Annotated in this window: 19 protein-coding genes and 1 pseudogene; 10 read left to right on the top strand and 10 right to left on the bottom strand. The window is 72.3% G+C overall.

The window, feature by feature from the left end:
• Positions 1-63: 63 nt before the first annotated feature.
• Complete coding sequence (locus ACFWFZ_RS02570; RefSeq protein WP_387115433.1) at positions 64-408, top strand: STAS domain-containing protein; 345 nt, start codon at positions 64-66, stop codon at positions 406-408.
• A gap of 27 nt (positions 409-435) precedes the next feature.
• Here ACFWFZ_RS02570 and ACFWFZ_RS02575 read toward each other — a convergent pair whose 3' ends face one another.
• Positions 436-873, bottom strand: a complete 438-nt coding sequence (locus ACFWFZ_RS02575; RefSeq protein ID WP_387115435.1) for an ATP-binding protein — start codon at positions 871-873, stop codon at positions 436-438.
• Between the two features lie 339 nt (positions 874-1,212).
• On the opposite strand from ACFWFZ_RS02575, the gene ACFWFZ_RS02580 reads away from it, so the two are divergent.
• From ACFWFZ_RS02580 to ACFWFZ_RS02595, 4 genes are all read left to right on the top strand, one after another.
• Entirely contained in the window at positions 1,213-5,229 is a 4,017-nt protein-coding gene (locus tag ACFWFZ_RS02580) for a HAMP domain-containing protein (protein WP_387115438.1), read from the top strand.
• A complete protein-coding gene (locus tag ACFWFZ_RS02585) occupies positions 5,226-7,655 on the top strand; it encodes a SpoIIE family protein phosphatase (protein WP_387115441.1) in 2,430 nt (809 codons plus the stop codon). Before ACFWFZ_RS02580 ends, ACFWFZ_RS02585 begins: the two co-directional genes overlap by 4 nt.
• Before the next feature lie 84 nt (positions 7,656-7,739).
• Complete coding sequence (locus ACFWFZ_RS02590; protein ID WP_387115443.1) at positions 7,740-8,582, top strand: dienelactone hydrolase family protein; 843 nt, start codon at positions 7,740-7,742, stop codon at positions 8,580-8,582.
• 245 nt (positions 8,583-8,827) lie between these two features.
• The gene (locus ACFWFZ_RS02595) at positions 8,828-9,616 is read left to right on the top strand and encodes a class I SAM-dependent methyltransferase (protein ID WP_387115446.1); all 789 of its coding nucleotides are present in this window, start codon (positions 8,828-8,830) and stop codon (positions 9,614-9,616) included.
• Between the two features lie 39 nt (positions 9,617-9,655).
• On the opposite strand, the gene ACFWFZ_RS02600 is transcribed toward ACFWFZ_RS02595, so the two are convergent.
• From ACFWFZ_RS02600 to ACFWFZ_RS02610, 3 genes are all read right to left on the bottom strand, one after another.
• A complete protein-coding gene (locus ACFWFZ_RS02600; protein WP_387115449.1) occupies positions 9,656-9,835 on the bottom strand; it encodes a hypothetical protein in 180 nt (59 codons plus the stop codon).
• Positions 9,832-10,170, bottom strand: a complete 339-nt coding sequence (locus tag ACFWFZ_RS02605; protein WP_387115451.1) for a PadR family transcriptional regulator — start codon at positions 10,168-10,170, stop codon at positions 9,832-9,834. Before ACFWFZ_RS02605 ends, ACFWFZ_RS02600 begins: the two co-directional genes overlap by 4 nt.
• Positions 10,171-10,234: 64 nt before the next feature.
• Complete coding sequence (locus ACFWFZ_RS02610; protein ID WP_387115455.1) at positions 10,235-10,957, bottom strand: hypothetical protein; 723 nt, start codon at positions 10,955-10,957, stop codon at positions 10,235-10,237.
• Between the two features lie 221 nt (positions 10,958-11,178).
• Between ACFWFZ_RS02610 and ACFWFZ_RS02615 the strand changes: the two genes are divergently transcribed.
• The 3 genes and pseudogenes from ACFWFZ_RS02615 to ACFWFZ_RS02625 all read left to right on the top strand — a co-directional run.
• Entirely contained in the window at positions 11,179-12,450 is a 1,272-nt protein-coding gene (locus tag ACFWFZ_RS02615; RefSeq protein WP_387116290.1) for a PP2C family protein-serine/threonine phosphatase, read from the top strand.
• A 17-nt stretch (positions 12,451-12,467) separates the two neighbouring features.
• Positions 12,468-13,919, top strand: a complete 1,452-nt coding sequence (gene argG, locus ACFWFZ_RS02620; RefSeq protein WP_387115457.1) for an argininosuccinate synthase — start codon at positions 12,468-12,470, stop codon at positions 13,917-13,919.
• A gap of 374 nt (positions 13,920-14,293) precedes the next feature.
• A pseudogene (locus ACFWFZ_RS02625) lies at positions 14,294-14,701 on the top strand (alpha/beta fold hydrolase); the annotation flags it as partial.
• Positions 14,702-14,831: 130 nt separating this feature from the next.
• Here ACFWFZ_RS02625 and ACFWFZ_RS02630 read toward each other — a convergent pair.
• The 4 genes from ACFWFZ_RS02630 to ACFWFZ_RS02645 all read right to left on the bottom strand — a co-directional run bounded on the left by ACFWFZ_RS02630 (position 14,832) and on the right by ACFWFZ_RS02645 (position 18,121).
• Positions 14,832-15,263, bottom strand: coding sequence for a VOC family protein (locus ACFWFZ_RS02630; RefSeq protein ID WP_387115460.1), 432 nt, complete (start codon positions 15,261-15,263; stop codon positions 14,832-14,834).
• 293 nt (positions 15,264-15,556) lie between these two features.
• A complete protein-coding gene (locus ACFWFZ_RS02635) occupies positions 15,557-16,198 on the bottom strand; it encodes a ScbR family autoregulator-binding transcription factor (RefSeq protein WP_387115462.1) in 642 nt (213 codons plus the stop codon).
• A 310-nt stretch (positions 16,199-16,508) separates the two neighbouring features.
• Positions 16,509-17,165: a response regulator gene (locus tag ACFWFZ_RS02640; RefSeq protein WP_387115464.1), complete on the bottom strand. Its 657-nt coding sequence runs from the start codon at positions 17,163-17,165 to the stop codon at positions 16,509-16,511.
• Positions 17,162-18,121, bottom strand: a complete 960-nt coding sequence (locus ACFWFZ_RS02645; RefSeq protein ID WP_387116293.1) for a HAMP domain-containing sensor histidine kinase — start codon at positions 18,119-18,121, stop codon at positions 17,162-17,164. Before ACFWFZ_RS02645 ends, ACFWFZ_RS02640 begins: the two co-directional genes overlap by 4 nt.
• A gap of 280 nt (positions 18,122-18,401) precedes the next feature.
• On the opposite strand from ACFWFZ_RS02645, the gene ACFWFZ_RS02650 reads away from it, so the two are divergent.
• Both ACFWFZ_RS02650 and ACFWFZ_RS02655 read left to right on the top strand, forming a co-directional pair.
• Complete coding sequence (locus ACFWFZ_RS02650) at positions 18,402-18,887, top strand: cation:proton antiporter regulatory subunit (RefSeq protein ID WP_387115466.1); 486 nt, start codon at positions 18,402-18,404, stop codon at positions 18,885-18,887.
• 4 nt (positions 18,888-18,891) lie between these two features.
• Positions 18,892-20,124, top strand: a complete 1,233-nt coding sequence (locus ACFWFZ_RS02655; protein ID WP_387115468.1) for a cation:proton antiporter — start codon at positions 18,892-18,894, stop codon at positions 20,122-20,124.
• Between the two features lie 55 nt (positions 20,125-20,179).
• On the opposite strand, the gene ACFWFZ_RS02660 is transcribed toward ACFWFZ_RS02655, so the two are convergent.
• Entirely contained in the window at positions 20,180-20,437 is a 258-nt protein-coding gene (locus tag ACFWFZ_RS02660) for a hypothetical protein (protein ID WP_387115471.1), read from the bottom strand.
• Positions 20,438-20,655: 218 nt separating this feature from the next.
• Positions 20,656-21,957 (bottom strand): LCP family protein, encoded by a 1,302-nt coding sequence (locus tag ACFWFZ_RS02665; RefSeq protein WP_387115473.1) that lies wholly within the window; start codon positions 21,955-21,957, stop codon positions 20,656-20,658.
• Positions 21,958-22,008 lie beyond the last annotated feature (51 nt).

Raw genomic sequence — 22,008 nt, forward strand, 5'->3', positions numbered from 1 at the left:
GCCGCAGTGAGCAGGCATACTCCCTTGACGTAGACGAACAGGCGGCGATCCGTGGAGGCGGAGATGAGCGGACTCGGGGACGCGTACCAGCCGGGAGTGGTGGGGGAGGGCTACCCGGCGGGCGACGGCTGGGTGGTGGCGGCCCATGGGGAACTGGACCAGGACACGCTGAATCCGCTGGAAGAGGCTCTCACCGCGGCGGCCGGCCGGCATCCGCTGGTGGTTCTGGACGCCGGGTCCATCACCTTCGGGGACTCCTCCTTCCTGAACCTGCTCCTGCGGCTGCACCACAGCACCGCGCTGCGCATCGCCGCCCCGGGCGAGCAGCTGCGGCGGCTCTTCGCCGTCACCGGCGCCGACACCGTGCTCTCCCTGCACGCGACGGTCGAGGACGCCGTCGCGGCGTGAGCCTCCACGGCCCCTCCTGAGTGCGGGTCAGTCGCCGAACACCTCGGTTCCGTGCGGGTCCGGCCCGCCTGCGGGCCGGAAGCAGGCGGTGATCGCCTTGCCGCCGTGGCAGGCGTGCACGTCCAGGGAGTCGGCCAGCGCGGTCACGATTCCCAGCCCGCGCCCGGAGGTGGCGCTCGCGTCGCCCTCGGGGGTCCGGGTACGGGGAAGCCGCGGATCGGAGTCGGCGACGCTGACGTGGAGGCAGCGGCCGTCCCAGGTCAGTACCAGATGCGCGGTGCCGAAGGCGTGCAGGTGGGCGTTGGTGACGAGTTCGGAGACGCAGAGCAGTACGGAGTCCACGGTATCGGCTGCCGAAGTGTTCCACGGCAGGGACGCCAGGTGCGCGGCGGTCCACTGCCGCGCTGCCCGGACGCCCTCCGAAATCGGGAACGAACGTGCCCAGCCGACTGCCTTGACCGCCAAGGTCCTCACCCCTTTTCCGTCGTTGTGCCGTTCGGTACCGGTTCGTCTACCCGGCGCCCGCGGTCGCATCCGAGAATTTCCGAAGCACCGTGCAGGGAACGCGAGTTCGGGCCCACGGCGTCGGGCTCCCGGGCACGTGCCCCTCCCTGGATCGCCGGATGCGTCGGCCGCCGGAGTGATCGACCGTGCTCCATCGCGCCTCGGACGGCGTTAGCCTTCACCGGACCGGTGCCGCGGCCAGGAGGGATCCGCTGGACCGGGCGAGCCGGCATGCCCTGCTTCCAGGGCGCTGTCCTGTCCGTGTGTCGGCGCGGTCGGTAACGAGAGTGAGGGTGACGGATGGCCGAGCGGGCGGGCGCGGATCCACTGGGCGGCGCTCCGGCGTTGCCGGGTGACGGCGGGATCGGCGAGTCGGAGCTGCGCCAGTTGCTGGCCGGGCTGACCGCCGTTCGGGACGGGGACTTCCGTACCCGGCTGCCCGACGGGGCGGACGGGCTGCTCGGGGAGATCGCCACCGTCTTCAACGGGATGGTGAACCAGCTGTCGCTGTTCACCTCCGAGGTGACGCGGGTCGCCCGTGAGGTGGGCACCGAGGGCACCCTGGGCGGGCAGGCCGACGTACCCGGCGTCGGGGGTGCCTGGCTGGACCTCACCGATTCGGTCAATTTCATGGCCGGAAACCTGACCGCACAGGTGCGTTCCATCGCCCAGGTCGCGACGGCCGTGGCCAAGGGCGACCTCTCCCAGAAGATCACCGTCACCGCTCGCGGGGAGATCCTGGAGCTGAAGGAGACCATCAACACGATGGTCGACCAGCTCTCCGGGTTCGCCGGGGAGGTCACCCGGGTGGCCCGCGAGGTCGGCACCGAGGGCCGGCTCGGCGGCCAGGCCGACGTCAAGGGCGTCTCCGGTACGTGGAAGGACCTGACGGAATCGGTCAACGTCATGGCCGACAACCTGACCGCCCAGGTCCGTTCGATCGCCGAAGTCACCACCGCCGTGGCTCAGGGCGATCTGACGCAGAAGATCCGGGTGGACGCCCGCGGGGAGATCCTGGAGCTGAAGGAGACCATCAACACGATGGTCGACCAGCTGTCCGCGTTCGCCGACGAGGTGACGCGCGTGGCCCGCGAGGTCGGCACCGAGGGCAACCTGGGCGGCCAGGCCACGGTCCGCGGGGTCTCCGGCACCTGGAAGGACCTCACCGACAACGTCAACGTCATGGCGTCCAACCTGACCGGACAGGTCAGATCGATCGCCCAGGTGGCCACCGCCGTCGCGCGCGGCGACCTGTCGCAGAAGATCACGGTGGAGGCGAAGGGCGAGGTCGCCGCGCTGGCCGGTGTCATCAACACGATGGTCGACACGCTGTCCGCGTTCGCCGACGAGGTGACGCGCGTGGCCCGCGAGGTCGGCACCGAGGGCCGCCTCGGCGGCCAGGCCCGGGTCCCCAACGTGGCGGGCACCTGGAAGGACCTCACCGACAACGTCAACTCCATGGCGAACAACCTCACCGGCCAGGTCCGCAACATCGCCCTCGTCACGACCGCCGTCGCCAACGGCGACCTGTCCAAGAAGATCGACGTGGACGCCCGCGGCGAGATCCTGGAGCTGAAGACCACCATCAACACGATGGTCGACCAGCTCTCCTCCTTCGCCGCCGAGGTCACCCGCGTCGCCCGCGAGGTCGGCAGCGAGGGCCGGCTCGGCGGTCAGGCCGAGGTCGAAGGCGTCTCCGGCACCTGGAAGCGGCTCACCGAGAACGTCAACGAGCTGGCCGGGAACCTCACGCGCCAGGTCCGGGCCATCGCCGAGGTCGCCAGCGCGGTCGCCGAGGGCGACCTGACCCGCTCGATCACGGTCGACGCCTCCGGGGAGGTCGCCGAACTGAAGGACAACATCAACTCCATGGTCGGCTCGCTGCGCGAGAGCACCCGGGCCAACCAGGAGCAGGACTGGCTCAAGTCGAACCTCGCCCGCATCTCCGGCCTGATGCAGGGCCACCGCGACCTCGCGGCCGTCGCCGAACTCGTCATGGACGAACTGACGCCGCTGGTCGCCGCCCAGTACGGCGCCTTCTACCTCGCCGAGGACACCCCCGACGGAACCGTGCTCACCCTCGTCGGCTCCTACGGCCGCCCCGCGAACGCCCAGGAGGGCACGAGGTTCGCCCTCGGGGAGTCCCTCATCGGCCAGGCGGCCCGCAGCCACCGCATCATCGCCACCGACCGGGTCCCCGGCGACTACATCATCTCCTCCGGGCTCGGCCACACCACCCCGGGCAGCCTGATCATCCTGCCGATCGTCGTCGACGACCAGGTGCTCGGCGTGATCGAGATCGCCTCCTTCAGTGCCTTCACCCCCGTGCACCGGGACTTCCTCGCCCAGCTGATGGAGACCATCGGCACCAACGTCAACACCATCGTCGCCAACGCCCGGACCGACGAGCTCCTCGGCGAGTCCCAGCGGCTGACCGGCGAACTCCAGGCCCGCTCGGAGGAACTCCAGGTCCAGCAGGAGGAACTCCAGCGCTCCAACGCCGAACTGGAGGAGAAGGCCGCCCTCCTCGCCAGCCAGAACAGCGACATCGAGGCCAAGAACCTGGAGATCGAACAGGCCCGGCAGGAACTGGAGGCCCGCGCCCAGCAGCTGTCGCTGGCCTCCACCTACAAGTCGGAGTTCCTGGCGAACATGAGCCACGAGCTGCGCACCCCGCTCAACAGCCTCCTCATCCTGGCCCAGCTGCTCGCACAGAACCCCACCCGCAACCTCACCCCCAAGCAGGTCGAGTACGCGGGCATCATCCACTCGGCCGGCTCCGACCTGCTCCAGCTCATCAACGACATCCTCGACCTGTCGAAGGTCGAGGCGGGCAAGATGGACATCAACCCCGAGCGGGTGCACCTGCCCCAACTGCTCGAATACGTCGACGCCACCTTCCGGCCGATGACCACCCAGAAGAGCCTCGACTTCACCGTCACCACCGCACCCGACGCGCCCGACGACCTGCTCACCGACGACTCGCGGCTGCGCCAGATCCTGCGCAACCTGCTGTCCAACGCGGTCAAGTTCACCGAGCGCGGCGGCGTCGAGCTGCGCATCGAACCGGCAGCGGCCCCGGAGATCCCCGCCGGCGTCTCCCGGCGCGGCCCCATGCTGGCGTTCCGGGTACGGGACACCGGCATCGGCATCCCCGAGCAGCAGCTGGAGTCCGTCTTCGGAGCCTTCCAGCAGGCCGATGGCACCACCAGCCGCAAGTACGGAGGCACCGGCCTCGGCCTCTCCATCAGCCGTGAGATCGCCCAGCTCCTCGGCGGGGCCGTCACCGCGGAGAGCACCCCGGGCCAGGGCAGCACCTTCACCCTCTACCTGCCGGTCAGCCGCGCGGACTACGAGGACGCCCCGCCCGCCGACGAGACCGTGACCGCCTCGACCGAAGACGCCTCCGGGACGGGCGAACCGGGCCGGCTGGCCACGCCCGCGCTCCCGGCGCAGCGGCGCGCCCGCCGCCTGCTGGTGATCGAGGAACGGCCGAACGGCCTGCTCTCCCTGGTCGCCGAGAGCGCCGAGCGGGACTTCGCCCCCCATCCCCACGCGCCGGGGGAGCGCGGCGGCATCCAGGTCGTGGGCGCCACCAGCTCGCGGGAGGCGGCCGCCGCCCTGGCGTCCGACGCCTTCCACTGCGTCGTGCTGGAACTGGACATGCCCGACGGCGAAGCGCTGCGCTTCCTCGACGCGCTCGACGGGGACCCGGCCCTCGCCGCGCTCCCCGTCCTCGCCCACAACAACCCCCGGGTCCGCACCGGCCGGGAGGAGGCCCTGCGGCAGCGGGCCGCCTCACGCAGGGTGGAACTGCTGTCCAGCCTGGACGAACTGCGCGAACGCATCGCCCTCCACCTGTCGGCCGAACAGCCCGGGGACGTGCTGCCGCTCGTGCACCCGGACGCCCGGCAGCAGGACGCCCACGTGCCCGACGGCGACCTGGCCGGACGCACCGTCCTGGTCGTCGACGACGACGCACGCAACCTCTTCGCCCTCAGCGGGGTCCTGGAACTGCACGGCATGCGCGTGCTCCACGCCGAGGACGGCCGCAAGGGCATCGACGCCCTCACCGGCAACGCCGACGTGGACCTGATCCTGATGGACGTGATGATGCCGGAACTGGACGGCTACGCGGCCACCGCCGAGATCCGGCGGATGCCGGCGTACGAGGCCCTGCCCATCATCGCGGTCACCGCCAAGGCCATGCCGGGGGACCGGGAGAAGAGCCTCGCCGCAGGCGCCAGCGACTACGTCACCAAGCCCGTCGACGCCGACGACCTCATCGCCCGCGTCCGGCACTGGCTCACGCGATGACCGGCGACACGACACGCGGCGGCGCGGTCCACCCGCCGTCGGCGCCGGCCGCGGGGCAGGCCGCCTGCGCGATCCCGCACCAGTCCCCGACGCCGATGGGGCGCCTCGTCGCCACCGTCGAACGGCTGCGCCGGGAGGTGCTGGAGGCGCAGGCCGCCGCCGACGGCCGGGCCCTCGTCGAACTGGCCAAGGGCATCCTCATCGGGCAGCTGAACTGCACGCCGGCCGCGGCGGCACGCCAGCTCGACGTCCTGTGCCGGGAGAGCGGCACGTCCCGCCTCGAACTCGCCGCCGACATCGTCAACCAGGCCTCCCGCGACCACGTCAGCGAGGTCGCCGCCGCGTTCGTCGAGAGCGCCGGCCGTGCCGACGGCCCCGACGACCCCGCCGAGCACTCCACGGTGTCCGTGCGGCTGCGTACCGCCGAGAGCGGCATGCTGGCCGCTGCCTCCGACACCCAAGCCGTGGCCGAATCCCTCCTGACCAACGCCCTGGGGCCGCTGGGCGCCGTCGCCGTCGCCGTGTGGACCGCCGTGCCCGACGGCTCGCTTTCCCTCGCCGGCCATGCCGGGTTCCCGCCCCGGGAGGCCGTCCGCTGGCGCCACGTACCCCCCGGCGTCTCCACCGTCGCCGGCCTCGCACTGCGGGAGCGCCGACTGGTGACCCTCGCCCGGCTCGGACGCGCGGGCCTGCCCTCGATCGGCCACCTTCAGTGGCCCGACGGCGGACGGATGGCCGTACCGACCGGGACGGGGGGACGGATCCACGGCGTCCTCGAAATCTGCTGGCCCGGGCCCCTGGCAGCACAGCCGCCGCAGATCGAGCGCCAGGTCGAGGCCCTCGCCGAGCTGTGCGCCCGCACCATGGACGCCTCCCCGCCGAGCGACCCTGCGGCCACCGACGCGATGCTCCCGGACGTCGCCGAACTCATCGACCTCGCCGAGGGACTCCAGGACCCGGCCGTGGTGCTCACCCCGGTCCTCGACCACGACGGCCGCCTCACCGACTTCCGGATCCGGCACGTTGGCAGCCGCTTCGTCGACCCCGTGGGACGGCCGCGCGGCGACGTCAACGGCGCACTGCTGCTGGAGGCCTACCCGATGGCCGCCGCCGAGAACGGGCTGTTCGACATCATCGAGCGCGTCCACGCGACGGGCGAGCCGTTCCGGGCCGAACGCATGAGCCTGACCGCGCTGGTCGACCAGATCCCGCTCACCTCGGTCGCGGACATCAGCGTCAGCCGCCACGGCGCCGCCGTCCTGCTGATCTGGCGTATCGAGGACGAGACGGCCCGGCTGGCGAACCTCCTCCAGCACGCCCAGCGCCTGGGCCGCATCGGCGGCTTCGAGGAGAACCTCGCCACCGGGGAGACCACCTGGAACGCCCAGCTCTACGCCCTGCACGGACTCCCGGCCACCGCGCCCCCCGTGCGGCTGCGGGAACTGCCCGACCACGCTCATCCCGACGACTCGGCCGCCCTCGGCCGGTTCCTGCGGGCGCTGCTGCACCACCGCCGGCCCTCGTCCGTCCATTTCCGCCTCCAGCGCCCGGACGGAATCACCCGGCACATCCGGGTGGTCGCCGAGCCCGTCCTCGACGCGGACCGGCGACTGCACGCCGTACGCGGCGCCTACCAGGACATCTCGGCCCAGCACTGGACCGAGGTGGCGCTGGCCGCGACCAGGGACCAGCTCGCCCACACCGAGGCCGAGTCCGCCGAACGCAACCGGCTCGCCCTCCAGCTGCAGCACGCCATCATGCCGCCCACACCGCCGGCCATCGAGGCTCCGGGCATGCTGGTCGCTGTACGCTACCGGCCGGCCGAGACCGAGTCGCTCGTCGGCGGCGACTGGTACGACACCGTGGTCCTGCCCTCCGGTCTCATCATGCTGTCCGTGGGCGACGTCGCCGGCCACGGCATCGAGGCCGCCACCGGCATGGTCGTGCTGCGCAACGCCCTGCGCGGCCTGGCCGTCACCGGCGCGGGCCCGGGACAGCTGCTGTCCTGGCTCAACACGGTCACCCACAACCTGGCCAAGCACGTGACCGCCACGGCCGTCTGCGGCATCTTCGACCCGCGCACGAGGGTGCTGCGCTGGGCGCGCGCCGGCCACCTGCCACCCGTACTCGTCCGCGGTGGCCGGGCCGACGCCTTCCCGCTCATAGAGGGCCTGCTCCTCGGCGCCCTGCCCGATGTCGCGTACGGCGAGAGGGAGGTGCAGCTCGAACCGGACGACACCCTGCTGATGTTCACGGACGGGCTGGTGGAACGGCGCGACTCCTCCGTCCAGGACTCGCTGGGCCATCTCGTGACCGCGGCCGCCGCCGGCGCCGGGGACCTGGACGCGCGGCTGGACCGCCTGCTTGCCGGGAGCAGGTCGGACACGGACGACGACACCTGCGTGATCGGCATCCAGGTGGGCTGAGGCCGTCCGCACGGTTGACCACCAGGCCATACCTGCCGGTAACTTGAGCGCGGTCCAGAAGCGTCGACGGAAAGGACCGGGCGCGTGCCGAACCACGACCTGACCGGCTTCACCGAGGGTTCGTTCACCCACGACGGCGCGACCCGCCGCGTGCTGCGCGGGGGCACGGGCCCCGCGGTGATCGTCATGGCGGAGATTCCGGGCATCACCCCCAAGGTCATCGAGTTCGCCGAGCGGGTGGCCGCAGTCGGCTGTACCGCCGTGCTCCCGGTGCTCTTCGGCGAACCGGGCCGCGACCCGGATCCCCGCGCCGTCGGCTGGGCGGGCAGCGGCCGCTACATGGCGTCGACCATGTGGCGGGTGTGCGTCAGCCGGGAGTTCACCCTGCTGGCCACGGGCCGCGGCTCCCGCGTCGTGCGGTGGCTGCGCGCCCTGGCCGCCGCCGAACACGAGCGGTGCGGCGGGCCCGGCGTGGGCGCCGTGGGCATGTGCCTGACCGGCGGGTTCGCCCTGGCCATGGCCACGGACGAACGCCTGGTCGCCCCGGTCCTCTCCCAGCCGTCGCTGCCGCTGGCCTGCACCCCCGGCCGCGCCGCCGCCGTCGACATCAGCCCCGAGGACCTCGCCGTGGTCCGCGGACGCTGCGAGCGCGAGGGGCTCCAGGTCCTGGGTCTGCGCTTCCGGGGGGACCGGCTGGTCCCGGCCGACCGCTTCGCGTACCTGCGCCGCGAACTGGGAGAGGCCTTCGTCGCCGTCGAGCTGGAGGACGGTGACGCGAACCCGCAGAGCGCCCTGCCGCCGCACTCCGTGCTCACGGAGCACCTCGTCGACGAACCGGGCCATCCCACCCGCGAGGCCCTCGACATGGTCCTCGACCTCTTCCGCACCCGCCTCCTGCTCGAAGACCGCCCCGCCGCGGCGAACTGACGGCGCGCCGCCGGGTTCTTCGGGCGCGTTGCGCGGATCAGGGCGGGGTCGGTGGCAATCTTGGACAAATCGCCACAAAAGGCCGTCGGTGAGCTGTCGTGTGCTCGGAGTGGATTCCTGCGTTCACCACACTCCGGTGACATGTATATATCGGCGACCGACGCATGTGCTGAAGATCCTTCCGGGTGGCAGCGGGTTCCGTCTGCCGCGCCGGGATTTCGCCTTGCGACGAAGACGGAGTGCTCATGGCCACCAGGAAGAACCTCACCGCCAACCGGGAGTCCCTCGTCCACAAGGTCCGCTACGCGGCGAGCCGCCCGAGCCGCATCGCCCCGTACCTCAAGCGGGCCGCGCGCGACCGGTGGCTGGCCTTCAGGCACCCCGACCACGTCAGCTACTACCGGGCGGTGATGGCCTCGGACACGCGCCGCAACCCCGAGGCCGCCGTCGGCAGCCAGACCCACGAACGCTGGCTCGCCCTCGGGAAGATGCAGTTCGACTACCTGCTCGACCACGGACTGGAGCCCGACGCCCGGATGCTGGACATCGGCTGCGGCAACCTGCGCGCGGGCTGGCGCTTCATCGACTACCTCGACGCGGGCCACTACTACGGCATCGACATCTCGCCCGACATCCTCATCGCCGCCAAGCGGACGCTGACCGAGCGGGGACTCCAGGCCAAGGTCCCGCACCTGACGATCACCAGGAACCTGACGCTGGACTTCCTGCCCGACGCCTACTTCGACGTGGTCCACGCGCACAGCGTGTTCTCGCACTCGCCGATCGAGGTGATCGACGAATGCCTCGCCCACGTGGGCCGCGTCCTGGCGCCGGGGGGCCACTTCGACTTCACCTTCGACCGCACCACCGGCACCGAACACCACGTCCTGCGCGAGGACTTCTACTACCGGACGCAGACCCTCGTCGACCTCGCCGCCCGGCACGGCCTGGCCGCGCGCTTCATGGAGGACTGGGAGGAACTCGGCCACGGGCAGTCCAAGATCCGCGTCAGCGCCGTCGGGGCCGACGCCTGACGCCCTGACGCCCTGACGCCCGAGCGGCCGGGCGGCCGGTCAGGCGCGGCCGGCCGTACCCGAGTTCCCGCGGCGCCACAGGCGCACGGCCTCGCAGCCCTCCCGCAGGCGCGTGAGCGCCCCGGCGTCCTCCGCCGCCTCGCGGTGGGCCTTCGCCGACTCGTCGCCGAAGGCACGGCGGAACTCCGCCGGGTGCAGACGCGGCAGGCGAGGGATCACGCCGTGGCTGCCTCTCCGGAGACGCCCAGCCGGCGGGCGGCCTCGCGGGCCGTGGCGGCGATCCGCGCCGCCTCGGCCGCCAGGCTCTCCCGGCCCGCCGAGGTGAGGCCGTAGGTGCGCCGCAGCCGGCTGTCGACGACCTGCTCCTCGCGGACCTCGATCAGCCCCTGCCCCAGCAGCCGCTCCAGCGCGCCGTACAGGGTGCCCGTGCGCATCGTGACCCGTCCGCCCGAGATCAGCTCCACCTCGCGGGCGATGGCGTACCCGTGGCGGGGTGCGTCCGCGAGCGCGGTCAGGAGGAGAAGGGTCGGTTCCTGCATCGCGCGATCACTCATGCCCCGCACGATAGGTCACCCACCGGCATATGTCGCCCATGCGAGCCGACGGGATGCGCGGGGCTCAGGAGATGGCGTACCACTGGCTGGCCCAGCCGGTGTTGATGGTGGCCGTGGACTGCTCGCCGAGGTTCACGGTGGCGGGCAGCGAGGACTGGCCGGTCAGGATGCTGCTGTACCGGAGGTTCGGCGGGGTGAGCCCGGCGTTCACGGAGATGCCGGCGCCCGTGGACTTCAGGGTGAGGGCGTTGGTGGCCCAGTTGCCGTTGAGCAGCAGGGCGATGAAGTACGTACCGGGGGCGGCCGTGAAGGGCTTGGCGAGGGGCAGCGGCTTGGCGATGGCGTCGGTCATCAGCTGGGGCGAGATGTCGGCGGTCGACCCGACGAGCGTGCCCTTGGCGTCGTACACCCCCAGGTAGCAGTTGGCCAGCTGGGCGTTCGGGTCCAGCCCGGCCAGCCCCAGCCAGATGTTCGACCAGGTGATCTCCTCGCGCAGCACGATCCGTACCAGCGTGATCCGGCCGGCGACCCCGGCCGTGGACTGGGCGGTGACGTGGCCCGCGTCATTGGGGTCGCCGGTCCACGCCAGCAGGTTCTGGTCCTGCGGGCGCGGGCCGTCGAACCCGGAGCCGCCCGGCGCGGCCGGGGCGGGCGCCGACGCCGTGGGTCCCGCCGTCGCGGGCCGGTCCTTGTCCGGGGCGGTACTGCAGCCCGCCAGGGTGAGCGCCACCGCGAGCGCGGTGACGAGGCCGGTCGTGGCTGTGGTGGTGCGGGTTCGGGTGCGCATGGTCCCCCCATGAGGTGCTGTTGTGCCGACGGACATGATCACACGGCCTCCGGTCCGGGCCGGAGGGCGAGGGCCCGGGTGTGCGGGACGCGCCGCGCCTCGCAGGGGGCAGCCGAACGGCCCAGGGGGGCGCTCGTGCCGGGCCGTACCCCGCCGCCGCGCCTATCGTGGGAGGAACCTCACGACCGGGACGTGAGCACCGTCAGCACACGGGCAGGTGGATCGTGAACGGATCCGGGATCGACTACCGGGCGGTGTTCCACGCGCTACCGGGCGCGGCCGCCCTGCTGACCCCTGGTCTGGTGTACCTGGACGTCAACGCGGCGTACCTGTCCGTGGCCGGCCGCACCCGCGAGGAGGTCGTCGGCCGCTACCTGTTCGACGTCTTCCCCGACAACCCCAACGACCCGGCCGCGTCGGGCACGCGGAACCTGCGCGCCTCGCTGGAGCGGGTCGTGGCCACGGGGGAGCGCGACACGATGGCCCTCCAGCGCTACGACGTGGAGGACCCCGAACGCCCCGGGGCGTGGCAGGAGCGGTACTGGAGCCCGGTCAACGTCCCCGTCCTGGCGTCCGACGGCGGCGTGGCGCTGGTGCTGCACCGGGTGGAGGAGGTCACCGAACTGATCCGGGCCCGGGGCATCCGCAGGGGCGAGGGCGCCACCCAGGTGCTGGAGTCCGAGCTCTACACCCGCGCCATGGAGCTCCAGGAGCTCAACGAGCGACTGCGCCAGGCCCACGCCCGCGAACGGGAGGTGGCCCTCCACCTCCAGGAGTCGATGCTCCCCGAGCCGGACCCACTCGCCCACCACCAGGCAGCCGTGCGCTACCGCCCCGCCGCCGCGGCCCTGAACGTGTGCGGGGACTGGTACGACCTCGTCGAGGCCCCCGGCTGCACCGCCGTCGCCGTCGGGGACGTCGTCGGCCACGGGCTGGGCGCGGCCGGCGTCATGGGACAGCTGCGCAGCGCCCTGTCGGCCGCCTCGCTCGTCGCCGACGGCCCCGCGCAGGCCCTGGAGGCGCTCGGCCTCTACGCCCGCTCCGTCGCCGGCGCTGAGTCCACCACCGCGGTCTCGGTCTTCATCGACTGGAACAGCCGCACCCTCACGTACAGCAGTGCGGGCCACCTCCCGCCCGCGCTCTGCGACCCCGACGGCACCGTCGTCTTCCTCGACCGGGCCACCGACCCGCCGCTCGGAGCCCGCCCCGAACACGCGCCGCGCCCCCAGGCCCGTACGGCCTTCACCGACGGCTCCGTCCTCGTCCTCTACACCGACGGCCTGGTCGAGCGCCGCGGCGAGGACATCGACACCGGCCTGGGCCGCCTCGCCGACGCCCTCGCCCGGCACCGCGGCGCCGATGCCGCCGCGCTCGCCGACGCCCTCCTGGAGGAGCTGGTGCCGCCCGCCGGCGTCACCGACGACACGGCTCTGGTCGTCCTGCGCCTGGAAGGTCAGGCCGACACGCCCACTGGATTGCATGAACATGCGTGAGGCTGCATACTCTTCCTATGTCTAAGGTCCTCACCTCCCTTCCCACCGGCGAGCGCGTCGGCATCGCCTTCTCCGGCGGACTCGACACCTCCGTCGCGGTCGCGTGGATGCGCGACAAGGGCGCCGTCCCGTGCACCTACACCGCCGACATCGGCCAGTACGACGAGCCCGACATCGCGTCGGTGCCCGCCCGTGCCTCGGCGTACGGCGCCGAGATCGCCCGCCTGGTCGACTGCCGCGCCGCGCTGGTCGAGGAGGGGCTGGCCGCGCTCACCTGCGGTGCCTTCCACATCCGCTCCGGCGGCCGGGCCTACTTCAACACGACGCCGCTCGGCCGCGCCGTCACCGGCACCCTGCTGGTCCGGGCGATGCTGGAGGACGACGTCCAGATCTGGGGCGACGGCTCGACCTTCAAGGGCAACGACATCGAGCGCTTCTACCGCTACGGCCTGCTGGCCAACCCGCACCTGCGCATCTACAAGCCCTGGCTCGACGCGGACTTCGTCACCGAGCTCGGCGGCCGCAAGGAGATGTCGGAGTGGCTGCTCGCCCACGGCCTCCCCTACCGCGACAGCACCGAGAAGGCCTACTCCACCGACGCCAACATCTGGGGCGCCACCCACGAGGCCAAGACCCTGGAGCACCTCGACACCGGTGTCGAGACCGTCGAGCCGATCATGGGTGTGCGGTTCTGGGACCCCTCCGTGGAGATCGCCGCCGAGGACGTGACCATCGGCTTCGACCAGGGCCGGCCGGTGACGATCAACGGCAAGGAGTTCGCCTCCGCCGTCGACCTGGTGATGGAGGCGAACGCCATCGGCGGCCGCCACGGCCTGGGCATGTCCGACCAGATCGAGAACCGGATCATCGAGGCCAAGAGCCGCGGCATCTACGAGGCCCCCGGCATGGCCCTGCTGCACGCGGCGTACGAGCGCCTCGTCAACGCGATCCACAACGAGGACACCCTCGCGCAGTACCACAACGAGGGCCGGCGGCTCGGCCGCCTGATGTACGAGGGTCGGTGGCTGGACCCGCAGGCGCTGATGATCCGCGAGTCCCTCCAGCGCTGGGTCGGCGCGGCGGTCACCGGCGAGGTCACGCTGCGGCTGCGGCGCGGCGAGGACTACTCGATCATGGACACCACGGGCCCGGCGTTCAGCTACCACCCGGACAAGCTGTCCATGGAGCGCACCGAGGACTCGGCCTTCGGCCCGGTGGACCGGATCGGCCAGCTCACCATGCGCAACCTCGACATCGCCGACTCGCGCGCCAAGCTGGAGCAGTACGCCGCTCTCGGCATCGTCGGCAACACGCACGAGACGCTGATCGGCGCCGCCCAGGCCGCCTCGACGGGCCTGATCGGCGCGATGCCGGAAGGCGGCGCCGAGGTCATCGCCTCCCGCGGCCGGGCCGAGGGCGACGACGAGCAGATGCTCGACCGCGCCGCGATGGAGTTCGGCACCGACTGACCCGCGGCGGGCCCGGCGCGGCCTGTCGCGACGTCGGTGCCCCGCGCCACACTGGCCTCCTCGCCGATCGGACGAGGGGGCCGGGTGGCGTTCAGGGCCGTGCACGCGCAGTGGGGAACCGTCTTCGCCCATCTGCCCGACCTCGGGTGCGGGCGGAGCTGGGAAGCGGAGCGGGTGCCGGCCGGTCGACGGCTGCCGGACCGACTGGGTGGACGGCCCGCCGGCCGGCTTCGGCCGCCCCGACAGCCCGGCCGCCGCACTCTTGCGGACCCTGTGCCGGGCGTGCGGAGGCAGGTGCGAAGGGGCGTGGCGCCGTACCGGCAGCTCACCCGTCGACGCACCGGCCCTCCCCGTCGACGCGCGGACCGCCGGGCGGCCTGCGCTTCTTCGTATGGATCTTCGCCAGCCTCTTCGCCACCTACGCCCCGAAGGCGTGGCGCCCCCGCCTCGCCCAGTGGCTGGAACAGCCGGTGATCGTCGTCCCCGAGCTCCGCGCGATGATCCAGGCCAGCGTGAAGGCCTTCCGGATCCGCCGCCCCGCCCCGCTGCCGCTGGCGGACGCGGAACTGGGCTCCATCCGGACGCCGTTCTACCTGATCATGGGTAAGCGCAGCCTGCTCGTCCACCCGCAGCGCCAGTTGGAGCGCGTACCGCGCCTCATCCCCGGCGCCCGCGCCGAGATCGTCGCCGCCACCGGCCACGGACCGCAGATCGACCACCCCGACCTGGTCAACGCCCGGATGCTTGCCTTCATGGAGGAGGTCGACTCCCGCGACGCGTAACGGCCGTTGGCAGGGCCTTCCTTCGGGATCGGCCTCCTGACACGACGTGAGGAGTGAACGCCGGCGTGCTCACCGCGGCGGCCGCCGACGCCTCGGACTGTGCGTCGGCGCGGCGCGGCGCGGCGCGGCGTCAGCGTTCGCTGAGGTCGGAGGGGGCCTCCTGGACCACCCAGCCGTTGCCGTCCGGGTCGTTGAAGGTGAGGAAGGAGTTCCAGGTGCCGCCCTTGCCCTCCTCCCAGCCCGCATCGCCGATGTGGCGGACGGGGGATACGTCCACCCCGCGCTCGGTGAGGGTCTCGTGGGCGGCATCGATGTCGGTCACGCACACCTGCAGCCCGTGCAGGGTGCCCGGGGCCATCACCTTGGCGTCGGGGGGCGTGGGCATCCCCTGGAGCAGGGCGACGGAGCAGCGCGAGCCGGGCGGCGTCAGCTGGATGATGCGTACGCCGGGGGCGACCTCGTCGTCGAGGTCGACGTCGAAGCCGATCTTCTCGGAGTAGAACTCCTTCGCGCGGTCCATGTCGGTGACGGGGACGGGTACGACCTCGATGGTCCAGTTCACGGGGTGGCTCCTCGGAGACGTCGGAGGGTCGGGGGTCGGATCGGCAGTCGGATCGGGGCCCGCGCCGGTGGCGGGTCCCCACGGTCGCCGATCGCGCCCGGTCGCGCACGTCGAAACGCCCGCAGAGGCCTGACCGGGTTGTTCTGGGAACCGTTGTTCGAGAGCGTGGCTGCGTGGTCGGCACGAACGGCGCCGCATGGGGGGCAGGGCGGTCTCGGGCACGCCGTGGCGAGCACCCCCGTGGTTCGCCACGGCGTGTGCGAGGCCGCCCTGGTGCGGTGCGGTGCGTGCGGTCAGCCGGTGGGGGAGCCGTGTGACTGCGGTGTGCCCGCGGGGTGGAACCGGGCGATTCGGTCCGCGGGGACGACGGTGGGGAGCAGGAAGTTCCACAGGTCCGTGACACGGGCGTGGAGGTCCTGGCGGCGCGTGCGGACGTGCGAGGTGATCTGGATGCCCGTGAACGCGCCGACGAGGAGGACCGAGAGCGCGTTGACGTCGAGCGCGGGGTGGATGTCACCGACCCGCTGGGCCGGCGTCAGGCAGCTGCGGCAGGTGTCGATCCAGGCGTCGTAGGGGGCGGGGTCCGGGTTGGTGAAGGAACCGAACTCGATGACCAGGCGGATGCCGGCGCGGATACGGACGTCGGTGCGCAGCCCGTGGGCCATCTGGTGGGTCAGGTCGATGACGGTCTGGAGCCCCGGGTTCTCGATCGCCGCAAGGTGCTCCGAGACCTGGAACTGTTCGTCCATCAGCGTACGGGCGAGTGCCTGCTTGGACGGGAAATGGAAGTAGAGCGCTCCCTTGGTGACTCCGGCGTGCTTGACGACGTCGCTGAGGCTGGTGCCTTCGAACCCGGAGTCGTCGAACGCGATGGCCGCGCCGTCGAGGATGGCCTGGCGGGTGATCTCGGCCCGTTCCTGTCTGGCCCTCGCCACGTGGTCGTCCTCCCGGGTCGCTGTCGGCGCGCTGTCTGCTGGGGTACGCCGTCAATGTAATCGGGTGATCTGAAAGAAAACCAGTCGGCAGGTACTTTTTTATGAGAATCGGGAGGCGTTCGTGCCCTTGTGGGGCTCTTTGTGCGATGTCTCATGCCGGGGGGAGCTCGACGTGAGGTGCGAACGGCCCGCAATGTGAGCCGAGTTGGGGTGCGCGCTGCCCGCGGTGGAGGTACCGGCCCCTGCCCGTGGGAGAGATGTACGGGTGCCCCCCGGCCCGTCAGCCGCCGAAGGCGGGTGCCACTCGGCGTCAGGGTTCGATCAGGCCGACGCGGATGGCGTAGCGGGTGAGCTCCAGGCGGTCCCGCAGGCCGAGCTTGTGCAGGAGGTTGGCGCGGTGGCGCTCGACCGTCTTGGCGCTGATCACGAGGAGGTCGCCGATCTCCTTCGACGTGTGGCCCTCGGCGACGAGTTTCAGGATCTCCTCCTCGCGTTCCGTGACGGGCCGCGACGGAAGGGCCTCGCCGGTGCGGGCGCGGTCGAGGTAGGTGCGGATCAGGGTGGTCTCGGCGCCGGGGTAGATGAACGGCTCGTCGCGCAGCGCCGCTCGGCAGGCCTCGACCAGATCGCGGTCCGCGACGGACTTGGGGACGTAGCCGCTGGCCCCGGCCCTGAGAGCTTCGAAGAAGTACTGCTCGTTGTCGTACATGGTCAGCATCAGGATCCGCAGGCCCGGCCGCAGCCGGGAGAGTTCGCGGGCTGCCTGGAGGCCTGTCTGGCGGGGCATCGCGATGTCGAGGATGGCGAGGTCCAGACCGGGGTCCTCGCGGGCACGCAGGACGGCGTCCGCACCGTCGTCCGCCTCGGCGACGACGGTCAGGTCCGGTTCGGCGTCGAGGATGAGCCGTACGCCGCTGCGGACGAGGGCGTGGTCGTCGGCGAGCAGGATGCGGGCCGGTGCGGTCATGAGCTGGATCCCCCGTGTCGGTCTGCAGTGACGTTCAGGCGCACATCGGTACCGCCGCCCGGCCCGGCGCCGACCAGCAGCTCGGCGCCGATCAGCAGGGCGCGTTCGCGCATGCCCCGGATCCCGGCACCCTCCGCGGCGCCGCCGAGTCCGCGGCCGTTGTCGCGGACGAGCAGCGCCGTGCCGCCGCCCGGCACCGGACGCAGGTGCACCTCCACCCGGGTGGCCCCCGAGTGGCGGGCGGCGTTGGTCAGCCCCTCCTGCGCGACGCGGTACAGCACCAGCTCCGTCGCCGCGTCCAGGGCCGGCAGCCCCGGCGTGATGTGGGCGCTGACACCCAGCCGGGACGTGGTGAACTCCGCGGCCAGCGACCGCAGCGCGCTGTGCAGGCCCAGCTCCTCCAGGACCCCCGGGCGCAGCCGGCGGGCGATGCGCCGGATCTCGTCGAGGCTGGCACGGGTGGTCTCCTGTGCCTGGTGCAGGTCGCCGCGCACCGGCTCCGGGATCCGGTCGGCGGCGTGCTTGATCTGGAGCAGGACCGCGGTCAGGGTCTGCCCGACCTCGTCGTGGAGTTCCTGCGCGATGCGGTGACGTTCCTCTTCGAGGGCGGACAGGACCCGCCCGCTGCTGGTGGCCCGTTCCGCTTCGAGCCGGTCCAGCATCGTGCTGAACGTCGCGGTCAGCTCGGCGATCTCGCCCTGACCGGTGACCTGCGGCCGGACGCCGGGCTTGAGGAGGTCGACCGTCGCCATCGCCCGGCTCAGCCGCCCCAGCGGGGCCAGCCCGATCCGCAGCAGCACCGCGTTCAGCACCAGCATCGCGACCAGCCCGGCGACCAGCACGATCGCCTCGCCGAACAGCACCGGCGTCGACACGGTCACCGGCCCGAAGAGCAACAGCACCGCGACGACGAGCACGGCGGCGTTCAGCAGGAAGATCCGCCAGTACAACGACATGGCCATGCCCCTTTCCGGCCCGCTGCCTCCCGTCCCCGTCCATCCCGTCCATCGTCCCCGACTGCGCCCGCAGGCCCCATCGGGCACGCTCCGACCTGCGTCGGAACCCTTCCCCGCCCCATCCTCACCATCCGGGCGAGCCCCTGTCCATCCGTGCCGACACCCATATTCCGGGCATCGCGAAACATGGCAGCATGGACCGCCGCGCCGGTTCCGCATGCTCGGATCCGCCGCGTGCCGCACCACCGTCACAAGGCTCACAACACGAGGGGGATGGGCTGTGCCTGCTCCACGGATGCGTACGACGCCGCTGCCCGGCATCGGCGTCCAGTACGACCTCACCACCCGCGAACACCGCAACCTGTCGGTCATCGCGCACCGGGACGGCACCCGCACGGTCAGCCTGTACCGGGCGGACGATCCCGACGCCTGCGCCGAATCGCTGCATCTGACGGGAGGGGAGACGGCCTCGCTGATCGACGCCCTGATGCCGGCGCACCACAGCCCGAACCTCCTGCACACCACCGACCTCGGCCTGGTCGCCGAGCGCGTCGAACTCTCCGCGCACTCGCTCTGGAACGGCCGCCTCCTCGGCGAGACGAGGATGCGCACCGAGACGGGCGTCTCGATCGTGGCCGTGCTGCGCCGGGCCGAGGCCCGTCCCTCCCCGGCCCCCGACTTCCGCCTCGCGGGCGGGGACACCCTCATCCTGATCGGCACCCGCGAAGGCGTGGACGCCGCCGCCGACATACTCGGCCGGGAGTGATCGCGTGCATTCTGCCGTCTTCCTCATCGAGTTCGGAGCGATCATCCTCGGACTGGGCCTGCTGGGCCGGGTCGCGGGCCGCCTGAAGTTCTCGCCCATTCCCCTGTACCTGCTCGCCGGCCTCGCCTTCGGCACCGGTGGCCTCCTCCCGCTGGGCGCGAGCGAGGAGTTCATCGCGATCGGCGCCGAGATCGGCGTCATCCTCCTGCTGCTGATGCTGGGGCTGGAGTACACCGCCAGCGACCTCGTCTCCAACCTCAAGACCCAATACCCCGCCGGGATCGTCGACTTCACCCTGAACGCCCTGCCCGGAGCCATCGCCGCGCTCCTGATGGGCTGGGGCCCCGTCGCCGCCGTCGTCCTCGCAGGGGTCACCTGGATCTCTTCCTCCGGCGTCATCGCCAAGGTCATGGGAGACCTCGGCCGGCTCGGAAACCGCGAGACCCCGGTCATCCTGTCCATCCTGGTCCTCGAAGACCTCGCCATGGCCGTCTACCTCCCGATCATCACCGCCCTGCTCGCCGGAGTGAGCCTGGCGGCGGGCAGCCTCACCCTGGCCATCGCCCTCGGCGTCGCGGGCGCGGTGCTGTTCGTCGCCGTCCGCTACGGCCGACTCATCTCCCGCTTCGTCTCCAGTGACGACCCGGAGAAGCTGCTGCTCGTGGTCCTCGGCCTGACGCTGCTGGTGGCGGGCATCGCCCAGCAGCTCCAGGTCTCCGCCGCCGTCGGCGCCTTCCTCGTCGGCATCGCCCTCTCGGGAGAGGTCGCCGAGGGCACCCACACGCTGCTCAGCCCGCTGCGGGACCTGTTCGCCGCCGTGTTCTTCGTGTTCTTCGGCCTGCACACCGATCCGGCGAGCATTCCGCCCGTGCTGCTGCCCGCCCTCGCGCTCGCCGTGGTCACGGCGGGTACGAAGATCGCCACCGGCTACTGGGCCGCCAAGCGGGCGGGCATCGGTGTCAAGGGCCGCTGGCGGGCGGGCGGCACACTCGTGGCCCGCGGCGAGTTCTCCATCGTCATCGCCGGCCTCGCCGTAACCGCCGGCATCGAACCGGCGCTGGGCCCCCTCGCCACCGCCTACGTCCTCATCCTGGTCGTCATCGGCCCGCTCACCGCCCGCTACACCCAGCCCCTCGCGGCCTGGTTCGCCGAGCGCCGGGGTCCGGGCGGCCTGTCCCCCGACCCGGTGCCGGATGCCGCCGCGGCCCTGCCGGAACCGGCCTCCCGGGAACGCTAGTGCTGTGACCCGGTGAACCTCTGCGGGCACGGCGCTGGGCCGGGTCCGCCCCGTCTCACGGCAGGCGCTCACGGTCCCGGCGGGGCGCGCCGGAGCGGATCACCGCCACCGCGGCCGCGATCAGGCCGGCGGCGAGGAGCAGGCCGTGGGGCAGGACGGCGCCGGCGACGGCCGCGGCGACGGCGGCGGTCAGGACGAGCGCCAGAACGGCCCCCGGCCGGCCGGGCCGTTCCCCGGCGGTGCGGTCCGCGCGCGGACGGCCGTGTGCGCGCGGGGCCCGTGCGACGTGGGTCTCATCGTTGCGGTGGGGCATCGCCGCTCCTCTCGGGCCCGAAGGTATCCCTCCCGCCGGAGGGCCTCCGTTCGGACAACGCCGTTATCTGCACGACCCGTTGAGGCTGCAGGTCGAGGCGGGTGCGCTGACGTGCCGACACCGCACCCCGCCCGCAACGGGGGTGGTCCTCCACTCCACCGTCACCCGGCGAGCCGGCCCCGCACATCGGGGCCGGCACCCATCTTCCGGGCCCGCCGTCATGACCGGCCCGCCGGCGCTGCTCCGGGTGGCTCCGCGCAGCGCAGGGTGTCGCCGGTCACCGGGGCGCCGTCGGCGATGTTGCGGTCGTAGGTGACGGTCTTGACCTGTACCGGTTCCGTGCCGACGGCGACGTCGAAGTACGTGTCGTGGCCGGGAACGGCCTCCAGCCGGGAGCCGGGCAGCGCGGCCGCGAGGGTCGACGCGTGCTCTTCCTGGCCCGGGGCGTACCGGATGACCGGCGGGCCCGCAGGCCGCACGAGCGGCGCGGACGGGGAGGCGTCGGTGACGACGAAGCCGTTCCGGCTCAGGGCCGCGGCCACGGCGGCGTCGTCCACGCGGACCGTGATGGACGCGGGGTTGGTCGGCGCCGGGGTTTCCGCGACGGGCTGGATCCGGGTGTCGCCGGTGATCGGGCGGTCCGCGCCCAGGGCCTCCCACAGCGCGGCGGACCGGGCCTCGTGCCATACGAGGGTGGACCCCACGCCCGGCACACGGTGGTCGAAGAGCCGGATCGGCACGGTGGCGAACTCGGTCCGGTCCGCACGCAGCCGACCGAGCGCCCAGCCGATACGGATGAGGTCGCCCGGGCCCGTCCGCGCGTCGGTACGCACGGTCTTCAGCAGGGTGCGGACGGTCCGCGCCGTACGCAGCGGGCTGGACAGGGCGCCCTCGACGGTGAGCCGGGCCAGCAGGTCGTTGACCACGCGCTGCTGGCGGCGGACGCGGCCCAGATCGCCGGGCCGGAGGTTGACGTGCCGGGCCCGTACGTAGCGCAGCGTCCGGTTGCCGTCGGTGTGGTGGCGGCCGGCCCCGATGTCCAGGCCGGAGTTCTCGTCCTTCAGCGGCCGGTCCGTGCACACGGTCGCGCCGCCCAGGTTGTCGACGGTCCGCTCGAAGCCGGTGAAACCGGTCTCCAGGTAGTGATCGATGTGGAGTCCGGTGGCCTTCTCGACGGTGGCGACCGTGAGCGGACCGCCCCCGAGGGCATACGCACCGTTGATCTTGCCGGTGCGCGCGGGGACGGCGCCGCCGGCGTATTCGACGTAGGAGTCGCGCGGGATGGAGACGACGCTCGCCCGGTGTCCGTCCTTTGACAGGTGCACGAGCATCATCACGTCGGTGCAGTTGCACCCCTTCCCGCCCACGTGGAGCCGGTTCTTCTCGGCTTTCGACAGCCCGTCACGACTGTCGATGCCCACGATGAGGATGTTCGTGCCCCGCCCGCCGCCCGCCGCGGCCGCGGGGTGGGCCGATACGGCCTGCGGGCCGACGAGGGCCCCGCAGGAGAGGGCGGTCACGCAGGCGAGAGCAACGGCGAGTCGACGCAACGCGAATCCCCCAAACAGGAC

It is taken from the genome of Streptomyces sp. NPDC060232 (assembly GCF_042726555.1).
Classification (GTDB): Bacteria; Actinomycetota; Actinomycetes; order Streptomycetales; family Streptomycetaceae; genus Streptomyces.

Bases quoted from the DNA above. Each gene is read 5' to 3' on its own strand.
- ACFWFZ_RS02595 (WP_387115446.1), top strand. From the start codon at position 8,828: ATGGCCACCAGGAAGAACCTCACCGCCAACCGGGAGTCCCTCGTCCAC.
- ACFWFZ_RS02580 (WP_387115438.1), top strand. From the start codon at position 1,213: ATGGCCGAGCGGGCGGGCGCGGATCCACTGGGCGGCGCTCCGGCGTTG.
- ACFWFZ_RS02605 (WP_387115451.1), bottom strand. From the start codon at position 10,170: ATGAGTGATCGCGCGATGCAGGAACCGACCCTTCTCCTCCTGACCGCG.
- ACFWFZ_RS02570 (WP_387115433.1), top strand. From the start codon at position 64: ATGAGCGGACTCGGGGACGCGTACCAGCCGGGAGTGGTGGGGGAGGGC.
- ACFWFZ_RS02610 (WP_387115455.1), bottom strand. From the start codon at position 10,957: ATGCGCACCCGAACCCGCACCACCACAGCCACGACCGGCCTCGTCACC.
- ACFWFZ_RS02645 (WP_387116293.1), bottom strand. From the start codon at position 18,121: ATGTCGTTGTACTGGCGGATCTTCCTGCTGAACGCCGCCGTGCTCGTC.
- ACFWFZ_RS02660 (WP_387115471.1), bottom strand. From the start codon at position 20,437: ATGCCCCACCGCAACGATGAGACCCACGTCGCACGGGCCCCGCGCGCA.
- ACFWFZ_RS02585 (WP_387115441.1), top strand. From the start codon at position 5,226: ATGACCGGCGACACGACACGCGGCGGCGCGGTCCACCCGCCGTCGGCG.
- argG (WP_387115457.1), top strand. From the start codon at position 12,468: ATGTCTAAGGTCCTCACCTCCCTTCCCACCGGCGAGCGCGTCGGCATC.
- ACFWFZ_RS02640 (WP_387115464.1), bottom strand. From the start codon at position 17,165: ATGACCGCACCGGCCCGCATCCTGCTCGCCGACGACCACGCCCTCGTC.